The 15,271-nt window shown below is 61.7% G+C and carries 14 protein-coding genes; 3 read left to right on the plus strand and 11 right to left on the minus strand.

Translation table 11 applies throughout. The annotated features are described in order from the left end of the window. Positions 1 to 592: 592 nt before the first annotated feature. Entirely contained in the window at positions 593 to 1,237 is a 645-nt protein-coding gene (locus tag KPG71_RS02635) for a hypothetical protein (RefSeq protein ID WP_216336567.1), read from the plus strand. A 144-nt stretch (positions 1,238 to 1,381) separates the two neighbouring features. On the opposite strand, the gene glpK is transcribed toward KPG71_RS02635, so the two are convergent. The 9 genes from glpK to glpD all read right to left on the minus strand — a co-directional run bounded on the left by glpK (position 1,382) and on the right by glpD (position 11,087). Beyond that, the gene (gene glpK / locus KPG71_RS02640) at positions 1,382 to 2,878 is read right to left on the minus strand and encodes a glycerol kinase GlpK (RefSeq protein ID WP_216336568.1); all 1,497 of its coding nucleotides are present in this window, start codon (positions 2,876 to 2,878) and stop codon (positions 1,382 to 1,384) included. 171 nt (positions 2,879 to 3,049) lie between these two features. After that, positions 3,050 to 4,771, minus strand: coding sequence for an ABC transporter substrate-binding protein (locus KPG71_RS02645; RefSeq protein ID WP_216336570.1), 1,722 nt, complete (start codon positions 4,769 to 4,771; stop codon positions 3,050 to 3,052). Positions 4,772 to 4,874: 103 nt separating this feature from the next. Continuing rightward, the gene (locus tag KPG71_RS02650) at positions 4,875 to 5,147 is read right to left on the minus strand and encodes a DUF2160 domain-containing protein (protein WP_216336572.1); all 273 of its coding nucleotides are present in this window, start codon (positions 5,145 to 5,147) and stop codon (positions 4,875 to 4,877) included. A 12-nt stretch (positions 5,148 to 5,159) separates the two neighbouring features. Continuing rightward, on the minus strand, positions 5,160 to 5,489 hold the full coding sequence (locus KPG71_RS02655; protein ID WP_253196018.1) for an SH3 domain-containing protein: 330 nt from the start codon (positions 5,487 to 5,489) through the stop codon (positions 5,160 to 5,162). A 64-nt stretch (positions 5,490 to 5,553) separates the two neighbouring features. Then, positions 5,554 to 6,405 (minus strand): carbohydrate ABC transporter permease, encoded by an 852-nt coding sequence (locus tag KPG71_RS02660; RefSeq protein ID WP_216336573.1) that lies wholly within the window; start codon positions 6,403 to 6,405, stop codon positions 5,554 to 5,556. Position 6,406: 1 nt separating this feature from the next. Continuing rightward, positions 6,407 to 7,282 carry a carbohydrate ABC transporter permease gene (locus tag KPG71_RS02665; RefSeq protein ID WP_216336721.1) on the minus strand — a complete coding sequence of 292 codons (876 nt, stop codon included), beginning with the start codon at positions 7,280 to 7,282 and terminating at the stop codon, positions 6,407 to 6,409. Next, a complete protein-coding gene (locus tag KPG71_RS02670) occupies positions 7,282 to 8,358 on the minus strand; it encodes an ABC transporter ATP-binding protein (protein WP_216336574.1) in 1,077 nt (358 codons plus the stop codon). Before KPG71_RS02670 ends, KPG71_RS02665 begins: the two co-directional genes overlap by 1 nt. 12 nt (positions 8,359 to 8,370) lie before the next feature. After that, complete coding sequence (locus KPG71_RS02675; RefSeq protein ID WP_216336576.1) at positions 8,371 to 9,459, minus strand: ABC transporter ATP-binding protein; 1,089 nt, start codon at positions 9,457 to 9,459, stop codon at positions 8,371 to 8,373. After that, positions 9,456 to 11,087, minus strand: coding sequence for a glycerol-3-phosphate dehydrogenase (gene glpD / locus KPG71_RS02680; RefSeq protein ID WP_216336577.1), 1,632 nt, complete (start codon positions 11,085 to 11,087; stop codon positions 9,456 to 9,458). The genes KPG71_RS02675 and glpD overlap by 4 nt, the downstream gene beginning before the upstream one ends. Positions 11,088 to 11,344: 257 nt before the next feature. On the opposite strand from glpD, the gene KPG71_RS02685 reads away from it, so the two are divergent. Next, entirely contained in the window at positions 11,345 to 12,106 is a 762-nt protein-coding gene (locus KPG71_RS02685; RefSeq protein ID WP_073033313.1) for a DeoR/GlpR family DNA-binding transcription regulator, read from the plus strand. Between the two features lie 6 nt (positions 12,107 to 12,112). On the opposite strand, the gene dacB is transcribed toward KPG71_RS02685, so the two are convergent. Together dacB and KPG71_RS02695 are read right to left on the minus strand one after the other, a co-directional pair. Next, positions 12,113 to 13,603, minus strand: a complete 1,491-nt coding sequence (gene dacB / locus KPG71_RS02690) for a D-alanyl-D-alanine carboxypeptidase/D-alanyl-D-alanine-endopeptidase (protein WP_216336579.1) — start codon at positions 13,601 to 13,603, stop codon at positions 12,113 to 12,115. A gap of 60 nt (positions 13,604 to 13,663) precedes the next feature. Continuing rightward, positions 13,664 to 14,278 carry a nicotinate-nucleotide adenylyltransferase gene (locus tag KPG71_RS02695; protein ID WP_216336722.1) on the minus strand — a complete coding sequence of 205 codons (615 nt, stop codon included), beginning with the start codon at positions 14,276 to 14,278 and terminating at the stop codon, positions 13,664 to 13,666. An 86-nt stretch (positions 14,279 to 14,364) separates the two neighbouring features. Here KPG71_RS02695 and KPG71_RS02700 point away from each other — a divergent pair, with 86 nt between their 5' ends. Continuing rightward, entirely contained in the window at positions 14,365 to 15,255 is an 891-nt protein-coding gene (locus KPG71_RS02700; protein WP_216336581.1) for a helix-turn-helix domain-containing GNAT family N-acetyltransferase, read from the plus strand. The last annotated feature ends 16 nt before the right edge of the window (positions 15,256 to 15,271 follow it).

A 15,271-nucleotide genomic window follows, 5' to 3' on the forward strand; every position in this document is an offset into this window, starting at 1 on the left:
ACGCTTCCACAAAATTTGTTTGCATTCAATGAATACCGAAGGATTGCGAAGCCGTGTAAACCAGTTCGATTCCGGTACTCGCCTCCATTTCATTCTAAATCATAGGGTTAGCTTCAAACCTATCCGATGTGACACAATAGTGGGACACAGGACCATGAAGCTGTCATCATATTTAAGCCATTCTAGACACGGAATTTATTACGTTCGCTGGCCTATCCCTTCGTCTCATGAGGGAACACGAACCACCATTCGCATATCCCTACGTACAGGCTTGCCGGATCGGGCGGGTGATCTGGCCCGTCATCTGGCGTCTTGCGGCAGAGTGTTGTCCAAGCGCGCGAAAACCTCCCGAACCGGATATCTCCGTATCGTGACCTGACGCATCGCACCCGGTTTGATCCTGTCTCCAGAATTGCCTGCCCCCATGTCGGTCAGCGCCACGAGTGACCTGGAACTTTGGGGGGGCCACTTGCATGACGATCAGTCACTCAATATGCGAGGCATGACCGTTCGGTCCATTCGGCGCTTGCGGCAAAAGTGAAGATGGACGGCAGACCGGATCGGGAATGTTGAATACAGGTTTGGGTGAAATATGAAGATGAAATTCTCAGGTACAGTTCTATTGGTTTCTTTGTTGGGTCTGACCGCATGCGGCGAGACGATGTCCGAAGACGAACGGCAGCGACGCATAGACGATTGGCGCCAGGTCGGACAGCAGATCGAAAAGGATCTGAATGCAAACGCAGACAGCCTGGTTCGCGCCTGTGTGACACGTTTGGAAGGGCAACCCATTGACGATGCAAGGCTTGGTCAGGCTCCGTTCCGCAAGACCGTCTCCGGTGAAAAGATCCAGTATCACGGACACTGGAAAGGCGACTACGTTGCGCAGGTCGATAAAGTCCTGCTCATAACCGAGCCCGGAGAATGCCGTTTCATGTTCGGGACAGAATTGAAGCCAATCGAAGGTCACAAATTCCAAGCGTTCCAGCTGAAACCGCTCTATACGCAACAGTTCAACAAGTCTGGCTATCGTTTGTCAAAATTCGCCCCCGCGCTTCTGGGAGAGCGATTTGCGAATGCATCGCTCAGGGCGTTGATTCCCGGTCCGACCTACAAAAACCCGGAAGGCAGGTTGACTGCGAAAAAGGGAGCGCTTGAGCTGGATATCGATATTTACACGATCCGAAACAAAAGCGACCAAGAGGTCCAGCGTCAGGTTATCGAGATCAAGAAGTGATCTTCGGGGCTTAACAGACGGCCAATCCGAACTTGCTCCAGAACCACGATCCAAGGCAGTCGGCGATGCCCGGCTGCCGAAAATCAATAAAACGGAGCGACCTATCATCCCGGTCCCTGAAGGTGCGCAACCGTTCGCCCCCCCTCAGAAGCTGAGCGTCGCGGTCACTGCGCGTTTCCAGGCGTTGTATTTGCGATCGCGCTCGGTGGGGTCCATGTCGGCGGTGAACTGGCGGTCCAGAACCCAGGTCCGAGCGAATTCCTCCGGTCCCGGATACAGCCCGATCTTCATGCCCGCCAGCCATGCCGCGCCGAGTGCGGTGGTTTCCAGAACCTCGGGGCGGTCCACCGGCGCGTCGATGATGTCGGACAGGAACTGCATCGCCCAGTCCGAGGCGCTCATGCCGCCATCCACGCGCAATGTCGCCACCTCGCCGCGTCCCGCCTGCGCCGCCCAGTCGGCGCGCATCGCGTCCAGCAAATCGCGGGTCTGATAACCCACGCTTTCCAGCGCGGCGCGGGCGAACTCCTCGGGGCGCGAATTGCGGGTCAGGCCGAACACCGCGCCACGGCATTCGGCGTTCCAGTACGGTGCCCCAAGCCCGGTAAAGGCGGGCACCAGCACCACGTTCTGCGCCGGATCGGCGCGTTCGGCCAGGGGTTGCGTCTCCGAGGCCTCACGGATGATCTTCAGCCCGTCGCGCAGCCATTGCACCACCGCCCCGGCGACGAAAATCGACCCTTCGAGCGCATAGGTCGGCTTGCCGTCCAGTTGATAGGCGATGGTCGTCAGCAGGCGGTTTTGCGACGCGACCGGCGTGTCGCCGGTGTTGAGCAGCGCGAAACACCCCGTGCCATAGGTCGACTTCATCATGCCGGGACGGAAACAGGCCTGCCCCACGGTGGCTGCCTGCTGATCCCCCGCGACACCGCGAATTGGAATTTCACGCCCGAACAGGTCGGCGCGGGCCATTCCGTAATCGTCGGCGCTGTCACGTACCTCGGGCAACATCTGTCGGGGGATGTCCAGCAGATCGCAGATGGTCGAACTCCACCGCCCCTTGCGAATATCGTAAAGCAATGTGCGCGCGGCATTGGTGGCGTCGGTGGCGTGCACCGCTCCGCCGGTCAGCTTCCAGATCAGGAAGGTATCGACCGTACCGAACAACAGGTCCCCGGCTTCGGCACGCGCCCGCGCGCCCTCGACATTGTCCAGAATCCATTTCAGCTTGGTCCCCGAAAAATAAGGGTCCAGCAACAGGCCGGTGCGGTCGCTGACCATCGCCTCGTGGCCCGCATCGCGCAATGCGCGACAAAAATCGGCGGTTCGTCGATCCTGCCAGACGATGGCGTTGCAGACTGGCGCGCCGGTCGCGCGATCCCAGACAATGGTCGTCTCGCGCTGGTTGGTGATTCCGATGGCGCTGATATCCGCCACGGTCAGCCCCGCGCGTTCGATGACCTCGCGGCAGGTCCCCGCCGTCGTGGACCACAGATCGTTGGGGTCGTGTTCGACCCAGCCGGAATCGGGAAAATGCTGGCGAAACTCTTCCTGTGCGGTCGCGACCAGTCGCATATCGCGATCAAAAAGGATCGCCCGGCTGGAGGTGGTGCCCTGATCAATGGCTAGGATATGGGTCATCGGTCTGGTCCTGCGCGTTTATCGTGTTCGGGATAAGAGAAAGCGACCGCCACGGGCGCGGCGATCGCAGTTTAGCCGTGCCAGCCATCCGTGCAACACCATCGGCAACCGCATGGCGCCAGGGCAGGGTATCCGGGGCCGGCCGGAACACCGGCCCCGGAGTGTGTGTGCTTACTGCCAGCTGGCGATCAGTTCGTCATAGCTGACGGTGACCGGTTCTTCTTCCTCGTTGTCCAGCTTGGGCTTGGGCGAGCCGGGTTGCGACAGCCAGTGTTCGGCGTCCTGCTCGTCGTTCATCGCCGGGCCGATATCGCCCTGAATGCCCGCGCGTTCCAGACGCTCCATCACGCTTTCCATGTCGCCGCACAGGCTGTCCAGCGCTTCCTGGGCTGTTTTCGCGCCCGACATGGCGTCGCCGATATTCTGCCACCACAGCTGAGCCAGCTTGGGATAGTCGGGCACATTGGTGCCGGTGGGCGACCACTGGGTGCGCGCCGGGCTGCGGTAGAATTCCACCAGGCCGCCCAGTTTCGGTGCCCGTTCGCTAAAGCTGTCATGCTGGATCGAGCTTTCGCGCACGAAGGTCAGTCCGACATGGCTTTTCTTCACATCGACCGTCTTGGAGGTGACGAACTGCGAATAGAGCCACGCCGCCTTGGCACGGTCCTCTGGCGTGGATTTCATCAGCGTCCAGCTGCCCACGTCCTGATAGCCGACCTTCATGCCGTCTTCCCAGTATGCCCCATGCGGGCTGGGGGCCATGCGCCATTTGGGCGTGCCGTCCTCGTTCATCACCGGCAGGTCGGGCTTGACCGAAGCCGCGGTGAACGCGGTGTACCAGAACATCTGCTGTGCGACATTGCCTTGGGCCGGAACCGGACCCGCCTCGGAGAAGGTCATGCCCATGGCCGAGGGCGGCGAATATTTCTGCAGCCACTCAATCGCCTTTTCGACGGCATAGACCGCCGCCGGGCTGTTGGCCGCGCCACCGCGCGTAACACAGGCACCGACCGGCTGACTGTTGTCATTCACCCGGATACCCCATTCATCGACCGGCAGGCCGTTGGGTTCGCCCTTGTCGCCCATACCGGCCATGGACATCCACGCGTCGGTATAGCGCCAGCCAAGGCTGGGGTCTTTCTTGCCATAGTCCATGTTGCCGAAGATTTCACCTTCGACCCCCAGATGGCTCAGGTCGCGCCCGGTGAAGAACTCGGCGATGTCCTCATAGGCCGTCCAGTTGACCGGAACGCCCAGGTCATACCCGTAGGCCTCTTTGAAATCGGCCTTGTTCTTCTCGTCGTTGAACCAGTCGTAGCGGAACCAGTAGAGGTTCGCGAATTGCTGGTCGGGCAATTGATACAGCTTGCCATCGGGTGCCGTGGTGAACTGGGTGCCGATGAAATCGTCCAGATCGAGGCCGGGGTTGGTCACGTCTGCGCCTTCGCCCGCCATCCAGTCGGTCAGGTTGCGCACCTGCTGATAGCGCCAGTGCGTACCGATCAGGTCGCTGTCGTTGACATAGGCGTCATAGATATTCTGCCCAGACTGCATTTGCGTTTGCAGTTTCTCGACCACGTCACCCTCGCCGATCAGGTCGTGGGTGATCTGGATACCCGTGATCGCGCTAAAGGCCGGGGCCAGAACCTTGGCTTCGTATTCATGGGTGGCGATGGTTTCCGACACGACACGAATATCCATACCCGCGAAAGGCTGGGCCGCGTCGACGAACCATTGCATCTCCGCTTCCTGCTCTTCGCGGCTGAGGGCCGACTGATCGCCGATTTCGTCGTCAAGGAACGCGCGCGCCTCGTCCATCCCGGCAAACGCCGGAGCAGACAGCAGCGACAGGGCAAGTCCCAGGGCTGTTGTTGATTTCAAACTCAGGGTCATTGGTTTCTATCCTCCCGTGTTTCGAACCAATTGTCGTCATTTCTGTCCGGGGACCTTCGTGTCGTGCGCCGGATGTCCCCGGCCCCCATGCGCACGCCCTGCCCTAGACCCAGCGGAACACCACAGCGGCATAAAGCAGACAAACCAGCATCGCGTAGGGCTGATGCGCCCCCACGATCCCCAACCAGGCCAGGTTGATGAAGGCCGAGCCCAAGAGCGTGATGAACAACCTGTCGCCACGCGTCGTTTCGATCCCCAGAACGCCGTGCCGGGGCGTTTCGGGAAACCTGACCGCCAACACCGTGAAGGTGATCAACAGTACCGCGATCACCCCAAAGAACGCGGCGGTCGGCCAAGTCCATGCCATCCATTCCATTAGAACACCTCCCTAGGGATAGAATTCGCACCAGGCGTCGTAGATCCAGCCACGAAACTTTGCCTCTTTGCCGCCGACGGCGCCGTTCTCGACATAAAGCCACCGGCCTTTGGGCAAAGCATAGACAAAGGCGGCGTCACCATTGTGAAGACGTCCGATTTGCGCGTAATCCGTACCGGGTCCGGCCCGCAGAGAGAGAAAACCGTCGCCATTGGGGTCCAGCCCTGTCACGAGGCAACCTGTGTCGGTTGGCCCCCGATCAGCCGGAATGACGATATTCTGCGCCACCGCGGTGCCTGAAAGCGTGCTGAAAAGACAAAGCGTAAACATGCCAATCTTCATGGGAACCTCCCTGGACGAATGCCCGGATTGCCCGGATTCGCAACTTTGCGATGATGTCTCATTCTCACACCCTCCCCAGGGCAAAGCCCTTGGCGATGTAGTTGCGCACGAAGTAGATCACCAAAGCGCCGGGCACGATGGTCAGCACCCCGGCGGCGGCCAGCACGCCCCAGTCGATCCCCGACGCGCCGATCGTGCGGGTCATCGTGGCCGCGATCGGCTTGGCGTCGACGCTGGTCAGCGTGCGGCTCAGCAGCAATTCCACCCATGAGAACATGAAGCAGAAAAACGCCGCCACACCGATGCCGCTGGCGATCAAGGGCATGAATATCTTCACGAAGAACCGGCCAAAACCGTACCCGTCGATATAGGCCGTCTCGTCGATTTCCTTGGGCACGCCGCGCATGAACCCTTCCAGAATCCACACCGCCAAAGGCACGTTGAACAGGCAATGCGCCAGGGCCACCGCGATATGCGTGTCGAACAGACCCACCGAGGAATACAGCTGAAAGAACGGCAGAGCGAACACGGCGGGCGGGGCCATCCGGTTGGTCAGCAGCCAGAAGAACAAGTGCTTGTCGCCCATGAAGTGATAGCGGCTGAAGGCATAGGCCGCCGGCAGCGCCACCGCGACCGAGATCACCGTGTTCATCACCACGTAGATCAGCGAATTGACATAGCCCATGTACCAGCTGGCGTCGGTCAGGATGGTGGCATAGTTCGCCAGCGTCAGGTTCTGCGGCCAGAGCGTGAAGGCCCCGAGGATTTCGGAGTTGGTCTTCAGGCTCATGTTCAGCAGCCAGTAGATCGGCAACATGAGGAACACCAGATACAGCGTCATCACCACGGCGCTGCCGTTCACCCTGATCCGGCTGGCCTTGCGGGTGGCGCCGGTGTTTACGGTCAGGTCGGCCATGTCAGTTGCCCTCCCGTTTGTCGAGATTGGTCATCACCGTGTAGAACACCCAGGAGATCAGCAGGATCACCAGGAAATACATGATCGAGAACGCCGCCGCCGGGCCCAGATCGAACTGACCGAGCGCCATTTTCACAAGGTCGATCGACAGGAAGGTGGTGGCATTGCCCGGCCCCCCGCCGGTCACCACGAAAGGTTCGGTATAGATCATGAAACTGTCCATGAAACGCAGCAGGATCGCGATCATCAGCACACCCGCCATCTTGGGCAGTTCGATATAACGGAACACTTTCCAGCGGCTCGCCTGGTCGATCTTGGCCGCCTGATAATAGGCGTCGGGGATGGATTGCAGCCCGGCATAGGCCAGCAGCGCCACCAGCGACGTCCAGTGCCACACATCCATGACGATCACCGTCACCCATGCGTCGATCACGTTCTGGGTGTAGTTGTATTCGATCCCGAGCGCGTCCAGCGTATAGCCCAGCAGGCCGATATCCACCCGCCCGAAAATCTGCCAGATCGTGCCGACCACGTTCCACGGCACCAGCAGCGGCAGCGACATCACCACCAGACAGAAACTGGCCCAGAATCCACGCTTGGGCATGTTCAACGCGACGAAAATGCCCAAGGGCACTTCGATCGCCAGAATGATCGCCGAAAACGCCATCTGTCGGGCCAGCGCATCCCACATGCGTTCCTCGGCCAGCATTTCGCGGAACCATTCGAGCCCCGCCCAGAAGAACTGATTGTTGCCGAAACTGTCCTGGACCGAATAGTTGACAACTGTCATCAGCGGGATCACCGCTGAAAAGGCCACCAGAACCAGAACCGGCAGGACAAGGAACCACGCCTTGTGATTGACCGTCTTTTCCTGCATCACGCGGCCCCCCCCTGAACGCGCCAGTCATTGGCGTAGACATTGACATGCGCGGGATCGAACACGACGCGGGTCTTGTCCGCGCCGATCTCTTCGCCCTCGCCCGCGATGATGTTGATGTCGTTCCCAAAGAAATCGGCCCGCACGATCTTGTGGCGGCCCACATCCTCGACCCGGCGGATATTCACCGGCAGGCCCTCGCTGTCCGAGAGGCGCGCAAATTCGGGGCGCACGCCGATTTCCACCTTGCCCTCCAGCGGGCCATAGCCCTGCCCCAGATCAAGCGAGGAGCCGTTGACATAGGCCTGTCGTCCGTCAACCCTGGCGGGGATCACGTTCATGCCTGGCGAGCCGATGAAATAGCCCACAAAGGTATGTTCGGGCCGCTCGAACAGTTCTTCTGGCGTGCCGATCTGCACTACACGCCCGTCATACATGACCACCACCTTGTCGGCGAAGGTCAGGGCCTCAGTCTGGTCGTGGGTGACATAGATCATCGTATGTCCGAATTCGTGATGCAGCGATTTCAGCTGTGTGCGCAACTCCCACTTCATGTGCGGGTCGATCACGGTCAGCGGTTCGTCGAACAACAGGGCGTTCACGTCCTTGCGCACCATGCCGCGGCCAAGGCTGATCTTCTGCTTGGCATCCGCCGTCAGGCCGCGCGCCTTGCGGTCCAGTTCGGCCTCCATGCCGATCATGCGCGCCACATCCTGCACCCGTTCGGCGACATAGGCCTCGTCCCGCCCCCGGTTGCGCAACGGAAACGCCAGATTGTCCCGCACGGTCATGGTGTCATAGACGACCGGAAACTGGAAAACCTGCGCGATGTTGCGCTCGGCCGTGGGGGCATCGGTGACATCCTGACCGTCGAACAGGATACGCCCCTGGCTGGGATTCAGCAGCCCCGAGATGATGTTGAGCAATGTGGATTTCCCGCAGCCCGACGAGCCGAGCAGGGCATAGGCCGCGCCATCCTCCCAGTCGTGGTTGAGTTCCTTCAGCGCATAATCGGCCTCGCCCGTCGGGTTGGGCAGGTAGGAATGCGCCAGATTGTCCAGAGTGATCTTTGCCATTCGCCCTCCTCCTCAGGCCGCCAGCGCATAGGCGGCGGGCGCGACCAGCGCACCGTCCTCGCCAAAGATGTAGACGTGGCTGGGGTCCAGATAGACGTCCAGATCAGTTCCCAGTGTCAGATCGTGCACGCCATGAACCAGCCCCACCCACCGTTCGCCGTGATGATCGAGATGCACGAAAGTTTCGGACCCGGTCAGTTCCGTCACCGTCAGCCGGGCGGTGAATTTCATGGCATCCGCCGTATGCCGCCCGATTTCCAGATGGTTGGGCCGAAATCCGGCGTTGTAGCGGCCATCGGGCAGATCGGCCAATTTGCCGGTGGCGGGGGTCGTCTGACCGTCCCCGAACAGCAGCTTTCCACCGGTCTTGCTGACCTGCAGGAAATTCATCGGCGGGTCGCTGAAAACCCGCGCCGTCGTGGCGTCCACGGGTTGACGATACACCTCCGGCGTCGGGCCGAACTGCGTGACGCGCCCTTCCCACAGCGTGGCAGTGTTGCCGCCCAGCAAAAGCGCTTCTTCCGGCTCGGTCGTGGCGTAGACGAAAATCGCGCCGGACTCTTCGAAAATCTTCGGAATCTCGACGCGCAATTCTTCACGCAGCTTGTAGTCCAGGTTGGCCAGCGGTTCATCCAGCAGAACCAGCCCGGCCCCCTTGACCAACGCCCGCGCCAAAGCGCAACGCTGCTGCTGACCGCCCGACAATTCCAGCGGCTTGCGCGCCAGCATCGGCGTCAGTTGCATCAGGTCGGCGGTTTTCTGAACCTCCGCGTCGATCTCGGCGGCGGGCCGGCCAAGCAGGCGCAGGGGCGAGGCGATATTGTCGTACACGCTCATCGACGGGTAGTTGATGAACTGCTGATACACCATCGCCACGTTGCGATCCTGTACCTTCTGGCCGGTCACGTCCTGATCGTTCCACAGGATACGGCCCGCATTTGGCGCGTCCAGTCCCGCCATCAGCCGCATCAAGGAGGTCTTGCCAGACAAGGTCGGCCCCAGAAGCACGTTCATCGTGCCCTTTTCCAGGGTCAGGTCGGTCGGATAGATATGTGTCTGCCCGCTCACCGCTTTGGATACGCCCTCCAGTTTCAGCGTCATGCGCCCTGCTCCTCTTTCATACCCGACCGGGCCGTCGGCAGATCGACCTGCCCGGCATCGCCCGATGTCATCCACGCATCCAGAGCCGCAATCTGTTCGACCGTCATCCGAAGCCCCAGCCGAGTACGGCGCCAGACCACATCTTCGGCACAGCGGGCATATTCATGGCGCATCATCCACGCCACCTCGCGCCCTGTCAGGGTTCCGCCGAAATCCGGCCCCAGATCCTCGGCGCATGTGGCATCGCCCAGCACCTGCGCCGCCTCGGTGCCATAGGCGCGCACCATCCGTCCGGCCCAATAGGAGTCGAGAAACGGATATCCCACCCGCAAGTCGTCGATCAGGCGTTGCACGCCGTCCACCTCAAAATCCCCTCCGGGCAGGGCAACCCCGGCCGTCCAGTTGCCGCCCGCATCCTCGAAAAACGGCGTGATCCGCGCCATCGCCGCCTCGGCCAGTTTGCGATAGGTGGTGATCTTGCCGCCAAACACGTTCAACAGAGGCGCGCCGCCCTCGTCATTCAGCTTCAGCACGTAATCGCGCGTTGCCGCCGTGGCCGATTTCGCTCCGTCATCGTAAAGAGGCCGCACCCCCGAATATGTCCACACGATATCGTCGCGCGTGACCGGCTGGCGGAAATATTCCGAGGCGAAATTGCACAGGTACTCGGCCTCTTCGGGCGTGCATTCCGGCTTGGCCGAGACATCCTCGTGTTCGACATCGGTTGTCCCGATCAGGGTGAAATCGGTCTCGTACGGAATGGCGAAGATGATCCGCCCGTCCTTGCCCTGAAAGAAATAGCACTTGTCATGATCGAACAGGCGCCGCGTCACGATATGGCTGCCCCGCACCAGCCGGACACCTTCGCTGGGGGTCTGGTTCAACGTGTTGACGATGACGTCCTTGACCCACGGACCACCCGCATTGATCAATGCCCGCGCCATGGTCTGACGTGTTTCGCCGGTGTCACGGTCCTCGGTCGTGACCACCCAGTGATCCTTCTCCCGCCGGGCGCCGGTGACCTTGGTGCGTGTACGGATCACGGCCCCGCGCCCCTCGGCGTCACGGGCGTTCAGCACCACCAGACGGCTGTCCTCGATCCAGCAATCGGAATACTCGTAGGCGCGCGCGAACTTGTCTTTCAGAACCCGCCCCGCCGGATCGTCACGCAAATCCACGGTGCGCGTTCCGGGCAGGATATCGCGCCCGCCCAGATGGTCATAGAGGAACAGCCCCAGCCGGATCAGCCACGCAGGCCGCCGCCCCTTCATCCACGGCATCACCATGTTCAGAAGTTTCGAGGTGGGCGTTTCCCCTTCGAACCTCATATCGCGATGGTAGGGCAGCACGAAGCGCATCGGCCAACTGATATGCGGCATGGCACGCAGCAGGGTTTCGCGTTCGATCAGCGCCTCACGCACCAGCCGCATCTCGAAATATTCGAGGTAACGCAGCCCGCCATGAAACAGCTTGGTCGAGGCCGAAGAGGTGGCCGAGGCCAGATCGTTCATCTCGGCCAGTTCGACACTCAGCCCACGACCGGAAGCGTCGCGTGCGATGCCGCATCCATTGATGCCGCCACCGATCACGAACAGATCGACACTGTCATTGCCTCGGGCTGATGGCACCGGAGCCTCCCTGATCTCAATGCCGCATGTGAGCGCAAACGAACCACAATCAAGGCAATTAAGTCAATTACGAATGTTCGTTTATTTTCGATTTTGAGGAAAGCGTATGATTCAACGGCGTTTTATTTGTAACCAACGCCAAACAAACCATTAATCATCGCGCAAATCGGACCCAAGCCTCGCCGAATCACATGCGAACCTTGAAACACGGACAAAAACGAACATAATCGAAAACACCAAACGGAGATCCAGCAGACGTGTCGCAGTCCTTTCGTCAGCCCGACATTCTCGAAATCGCCCGCACCGAGGGCAAGGTCATGGTCGAAGATCTGGCCGAACGCTTCGACGTGACCGTGCAGACCATCCGCCGCGACCTGACCGAACTGGCCAACGCCGGCAAGCTGGAGCGCGTGCATGGCGGCGCGATCCTGCCCTCGGGCGTCACCAACATCATCTATGACGAACGCCGCCGCCTGAACGAAGACGCCAAACAAGCCATTGCACGGGCCTGCGCGGCGGCGATTGCCGACAGTTCCTCGGTGTTTCTGGATATCGGCACCACGACCGAGGCCGTGGCCCACGAGTTGCTGGACCATTCAAACCTGATGGTCGTGACCAACAACATGAACGTGGCCAATATCCTTTTGGCGAACAAGACCTGCGAAATCGTCGTGGCGGGTGGCAGCCTGCGCCGGTCCGATAACGGGCTGGTGGGCAACCTGACCGCCCGCACCATCGAGAATTTCAAGTTCGACACCGCGATCCTCGGCTGTTCGGCTCTGGACGAGGATGGCGACCTGCTGGATTTCGACATTCAGGAGGTGGTCGTCGGCCAGACCCTTCTGAAACGCTCGCGCGAGGTATTCCTCGTGGCAGATCATTCGAAATTCCAGCGCAGCGCACCGGTACGGATCGGGTCGCTGCGCGATATCGACCGGATCTTCACCGACCTCCCCCTGCCCGGCGCATTGGCCGAAAGCTGTCGCTCCTGGGGCACCGACATGGTCGTGACGGGCTAAACCCGCTCAGGCGCCATAGATCGTGGCCCAGCGCTCGATCAGTTGTTGCTGCAACTGTTTGGCACGCCTGTTCCAACTGGCCGCCCCCGCTGGCCGCCCCGCCGCCCGGCTGTCGATCTGCTGCCGTCTGGCGGTATCCGCGCAAAAGATCGCAAAGGCCAGTTCGGTGCCGTCCGGCGCGGTCATGTAGCCCGCCAGGGAACTGACGAAATACAAGGTGCCGGTCTTGGCCGTCACCTTGACGGGATGCGCCCGGTCGATCCCGCCATTGTCATCGCGCAGCGCAATGTCCTTCAGGATCGGCTTGAGCTGACCGTCGCCGTGGACCCGCACCAAGGCCTTCGCAAGCGCCCCCGCACTCAGGCGCGATTGCTCGCCCAGCCCGGAATGGTCCACCAGCCCCGCCCCTTGCATGCCAAGTTCGGTCCGCGCCCAACGGCTCATTTCCTGCGCCGACGCCGCCAGCGAAGCCACCCGCCCAAGCCGCGCCGCCGTCGCGGTCAGGCCGACCAGTTCCGCGGTCAGGTTGTTCGAGTATTTCAGCATGTCCCGCAGAACGTCGCGCAATGGCGCACTTCGATGGACAACGATGGCCTCGCCTTCGGGCGCATCGCGCAGCGCAGCGCCCGGCGTCAACACGATCCCCTGCGACCGGGCGAACACGGCGAACACCTCGGCGGCATAAGCCTCGGGTTTGCGCACCGGCAGCCAGCGCGCCCCGGCATTGCCCAACGCGGCCTTGGCAACCGTCCAGGCATCGTGATCGCCAGCGTCCTTGTAGGTGTAAATGGGGGCCTTGCGACCGGCTATGGCCATGCGCGCAATGGTCACCGCCGGGCGGTAGCGTTCCGAGCGCGCATCCATGCTGACGTTATACCCGCTGCCGCCGCGCTTCCATTCGAAATGCACCCGGTTGAAATTCAGGTTCAACCCCGAAACAGAAGGGTTGTACCCCACATGCTCGGGCTGGCTCGGGTCGATCACCCGCTCGAAGGGCAATGCGCCGCCCCAGACCCTGAACGCGCCCTGCACCTCGCGCACACCCTTGTCCTTGAGATCGGCGGCCATCTGCGCCAGGGCATCGGTATCCAGCGTCGGATCGCCTCCGCCCGCCAGAATCAGATCACCCTTCAGAACACCGTTCTCGACCGGGCCTGTGGCGATCAGCCGTGTGGCGAACCGATACTCTACCCCAAGGATGTTCAATGCGTAAAGCGCGGTCACGGCCTTGGTCACGCTGGCCGGTGGCACCCCGCCGGTTTCACCGCGCCCTTCCAGCACCAGTCCCGTTTTCACATCCATCACGGAAAAGGTGACCTCCCCGTCCAGACGCGCCGCCTCGATCAGGGCCTCGGCCCCCGGCGCGGACCGCCGATGCAGCCCCTCGGGGCGCGGGTGCGGACGAAGCGATACGGCAGGCGCACCGGCCCATGCCGCACCCGCCACCGCGCTCAGCGCCGAGCCAAGAAAAATCCGCCGCGATAAAACTCTGCTCATGACGTGAAAATAAGCGCAGTGCGGACATGCGCACAATCGCTTTTCTGCATCACGCCTGCGTCATGCTCGCCCCGATTTCGGCCAATCGCCGCGCGCCCGCAGCCCGGTCGAAGAGACGGCACGCATCGGAACATTGACAAAGCACCATGCCGGAGGGGCTCTGTGGCCTAGCCTATGGCTGAGCGCTGCTGGCAAACGGACATCGGAATAAACCCTTGCCGCCTTGGACATGCGCGCGGAAATACGCTGACCGGGGCGGGCCAGAACCCCCATGGGAACACGCTCGATGATATCGCGCCAATCCTGCCATTGATCGAATTGCGCAAGGTTGTCGGCCCCCATCAGCCATACGAAACGCACACCGGGCCGCACCGCCTGCAAGGCGCGCAGCGTCTGCGCGGTATAGCGCGTGCCCAGTTGCGCCTCGGCGTCGGTGACATGGATGCGCGGATGATCCACCAGTGCCCGGCAGGCCGCCATACGGCGCGCCAGCGGCGCGGGGCCATGGGATTTCAGAGGATTGCCGGGGCTGACCAGCCACCACAACTGGTCCAGCCCGAACCGTTTGAGCGCCTCGCGGCTGATATGCACATGCCCCTCATGAGGCGGATCGAACGATCCGCCCAGCAACCCGACCACCTGACCGGGGCGGACATATGGCAACGCGATTTTCATCATGCTTCCATCACCTTGCCTTTCCACCAGTGTCAACCTCCAAGCCGTCATTGACAGGCGAAAATAGTTTACTTAAGTAAACCATCATGAGTTACGACCCCGTCGCCCGCATCCGCCGTTTCAACCGCGCCGTGACCCGTGAAACCGGGGTTCTGGACACGTCCTTCCTTGGCCGGGGCCGCCCGCTGGGCCTTGCCCGCGTGATCCACGCCATCGGGCGCGACGGGGCGGACCTGGAAGCGATTCGCGACACCCTGGGGCTGGAAAAGGCCCTGCTCAGCCGCTACCTGAAATCGCTTCAGGACGAGGGGCTTGTCACGCTGATCCGGGATACGGAGGACGGCCGCCGCCGCATCGCCGCCCTGACCGACACCGGGCTGGCCGAGCTGGAGGCCTACAACGCCCTGTCCGACACCCGCGCCAATGACCTGCTGGATCGCCACCCGCATCCCGAAACCCTGCTGGCGGCGATGGATCTGGTGGCCTCGGCCCTTGGGCGTGATCGCGTGACGTTTCAGCTTGCCGATCCCCGCAGCTCCGATGCGCTCTATTGCCTTGGCGAATACTACGCCGAACTGGGCCGCCGCCTGAAAACCGGGTTCGATGTCACCCTCAGTTGCGACCCCGAAGCGACCGATATGCTCACCCCACGCGGCGCGTTCCTGCTGGCGCTGTCGGATGGGCTGCCGCTCGGCTGCGTCGGGCTGAAAGGCACCGACAAGGGCTATGCCGAGATCAAGCGCCTCTGGGTCGCGCCCTCGGCGCGGGGCATGAAACTGGCCCGCCGCCTGATGGACAGGATCGAGACCACCGCCCGCACCCTCGGTATCGCCACCCTGCGGCTCGATACCAACTCGGCCCTGCCCGAAGCCGTCGCACTCTACCGCGCCTCCGGCTGGACCGAGATCGACCGCTTCAACGACGATCCCTACCCCGACCATTTCTTCGAAAAAACGCTGAGTGCCGCCCAGCGTTGAGTGATTGCCCCCGCGC

Source organism: Roseovarius sp. PS-C2, assembly GCF_018862045.1.
GTDB lineage: Bacteria > Pseudomonadota > Alphaproteobacteria > Rhodobacterales > Rhodobacteraceae > Roseovarius.

What these genes read in the sequence shown, in the direction of transcription:
- KPG71_RS02660 (WP_216336573.1), bottom strand. Translation starts at nt 6,405, where the DNA reads ATGGCCGACCTGACCGTAAACACCGGCGCCACCCGCAAGGCCAGCCGG.
- KPG71_RS02645 (WP_216336570.1), bottom strand. Translation starts at nt 4,771, where the DNA reads ATGACCCTGAGTTTGAAATCAACAACAGCCCTGGGACTTGCCCTGTCG.
- KPG71_RS02635 (WP_216336567.1), top strand. Translation starts at nt 593, where the DNA reads ATGAAGATGAAATTCTCAGGTACAGTTCTATTGGTTTCTTTGTTGGGT.
- KPG71_RS02700 (WP_216336581.1), top strand. Translation starts at nt 14,365, where the DNA reads ATGAGTTACGACCCCGTCGCCCGCATCCGCCGTTTCAACCGCGCCGTG.
- KPG71_RS02650 (WP_216336572.1), bottom strand. Translation starts at nt 5,147, where the DNA reads ATGGAATGGATGGCATGGACTTGGCCGACCGCCGCGTTCTTTGGGGTG.
- dacB (WP_216336579.1), bottom strand. Translation starts at nt 13,603, where the DNA reads ATGAGCAGAGTTTTATCGCGGCGGATTTTTCTTGGCTCGGCGCTGAGC.
- KPG71_RS02665 (WP_216336721.1), bottom strand. Translation starts at nt 7,282, where the DNA reads ATGCAGGAAAAGACGGTCAATCACAAGGCGTGGTTCCTTGTCCTGCCG.
- KPG71_RS02670 (WP_216336574.1), bottom strand. Translation starts at nt 8,358, where the DNA reads ATGGCAAAGATCACTCTGGACAATCTGGCGCATTCCTACCTGCCCAAC.
- KPG71_RS02695 (WP_216336722.1), bottom strand. Translation starts at nt 14,278, where the DNA reads ATGAAAATCGCGTTGCCATATGTCCGCCCCGGTCAGGTGGTCGGGTTG.
- KPG71_RS02675 (WP_216336576.1), bottom strand. Translation starts at nt 9,459, where the DNA reads ATGACGCTGAAACTGGAGGGCGTATCCAAAGCGGTGAGCGGGCAGACA.
- KPG71_RS02655 (WP_253196018.1), bottom strand. Translation starts at nt 5,489, where the DNA reads ATGAAGATTGGCATGTTTACGCTTTGTCTTTTCAGCACGCTTTCAGGC.
- glpK (WP_216336568.1), bottom strand. Translation starts at nt 2,878, where the DNA reads ATGACCCATATCCTAGCCATTGATCAGGGCACCACCTCCAGCCGGGCG.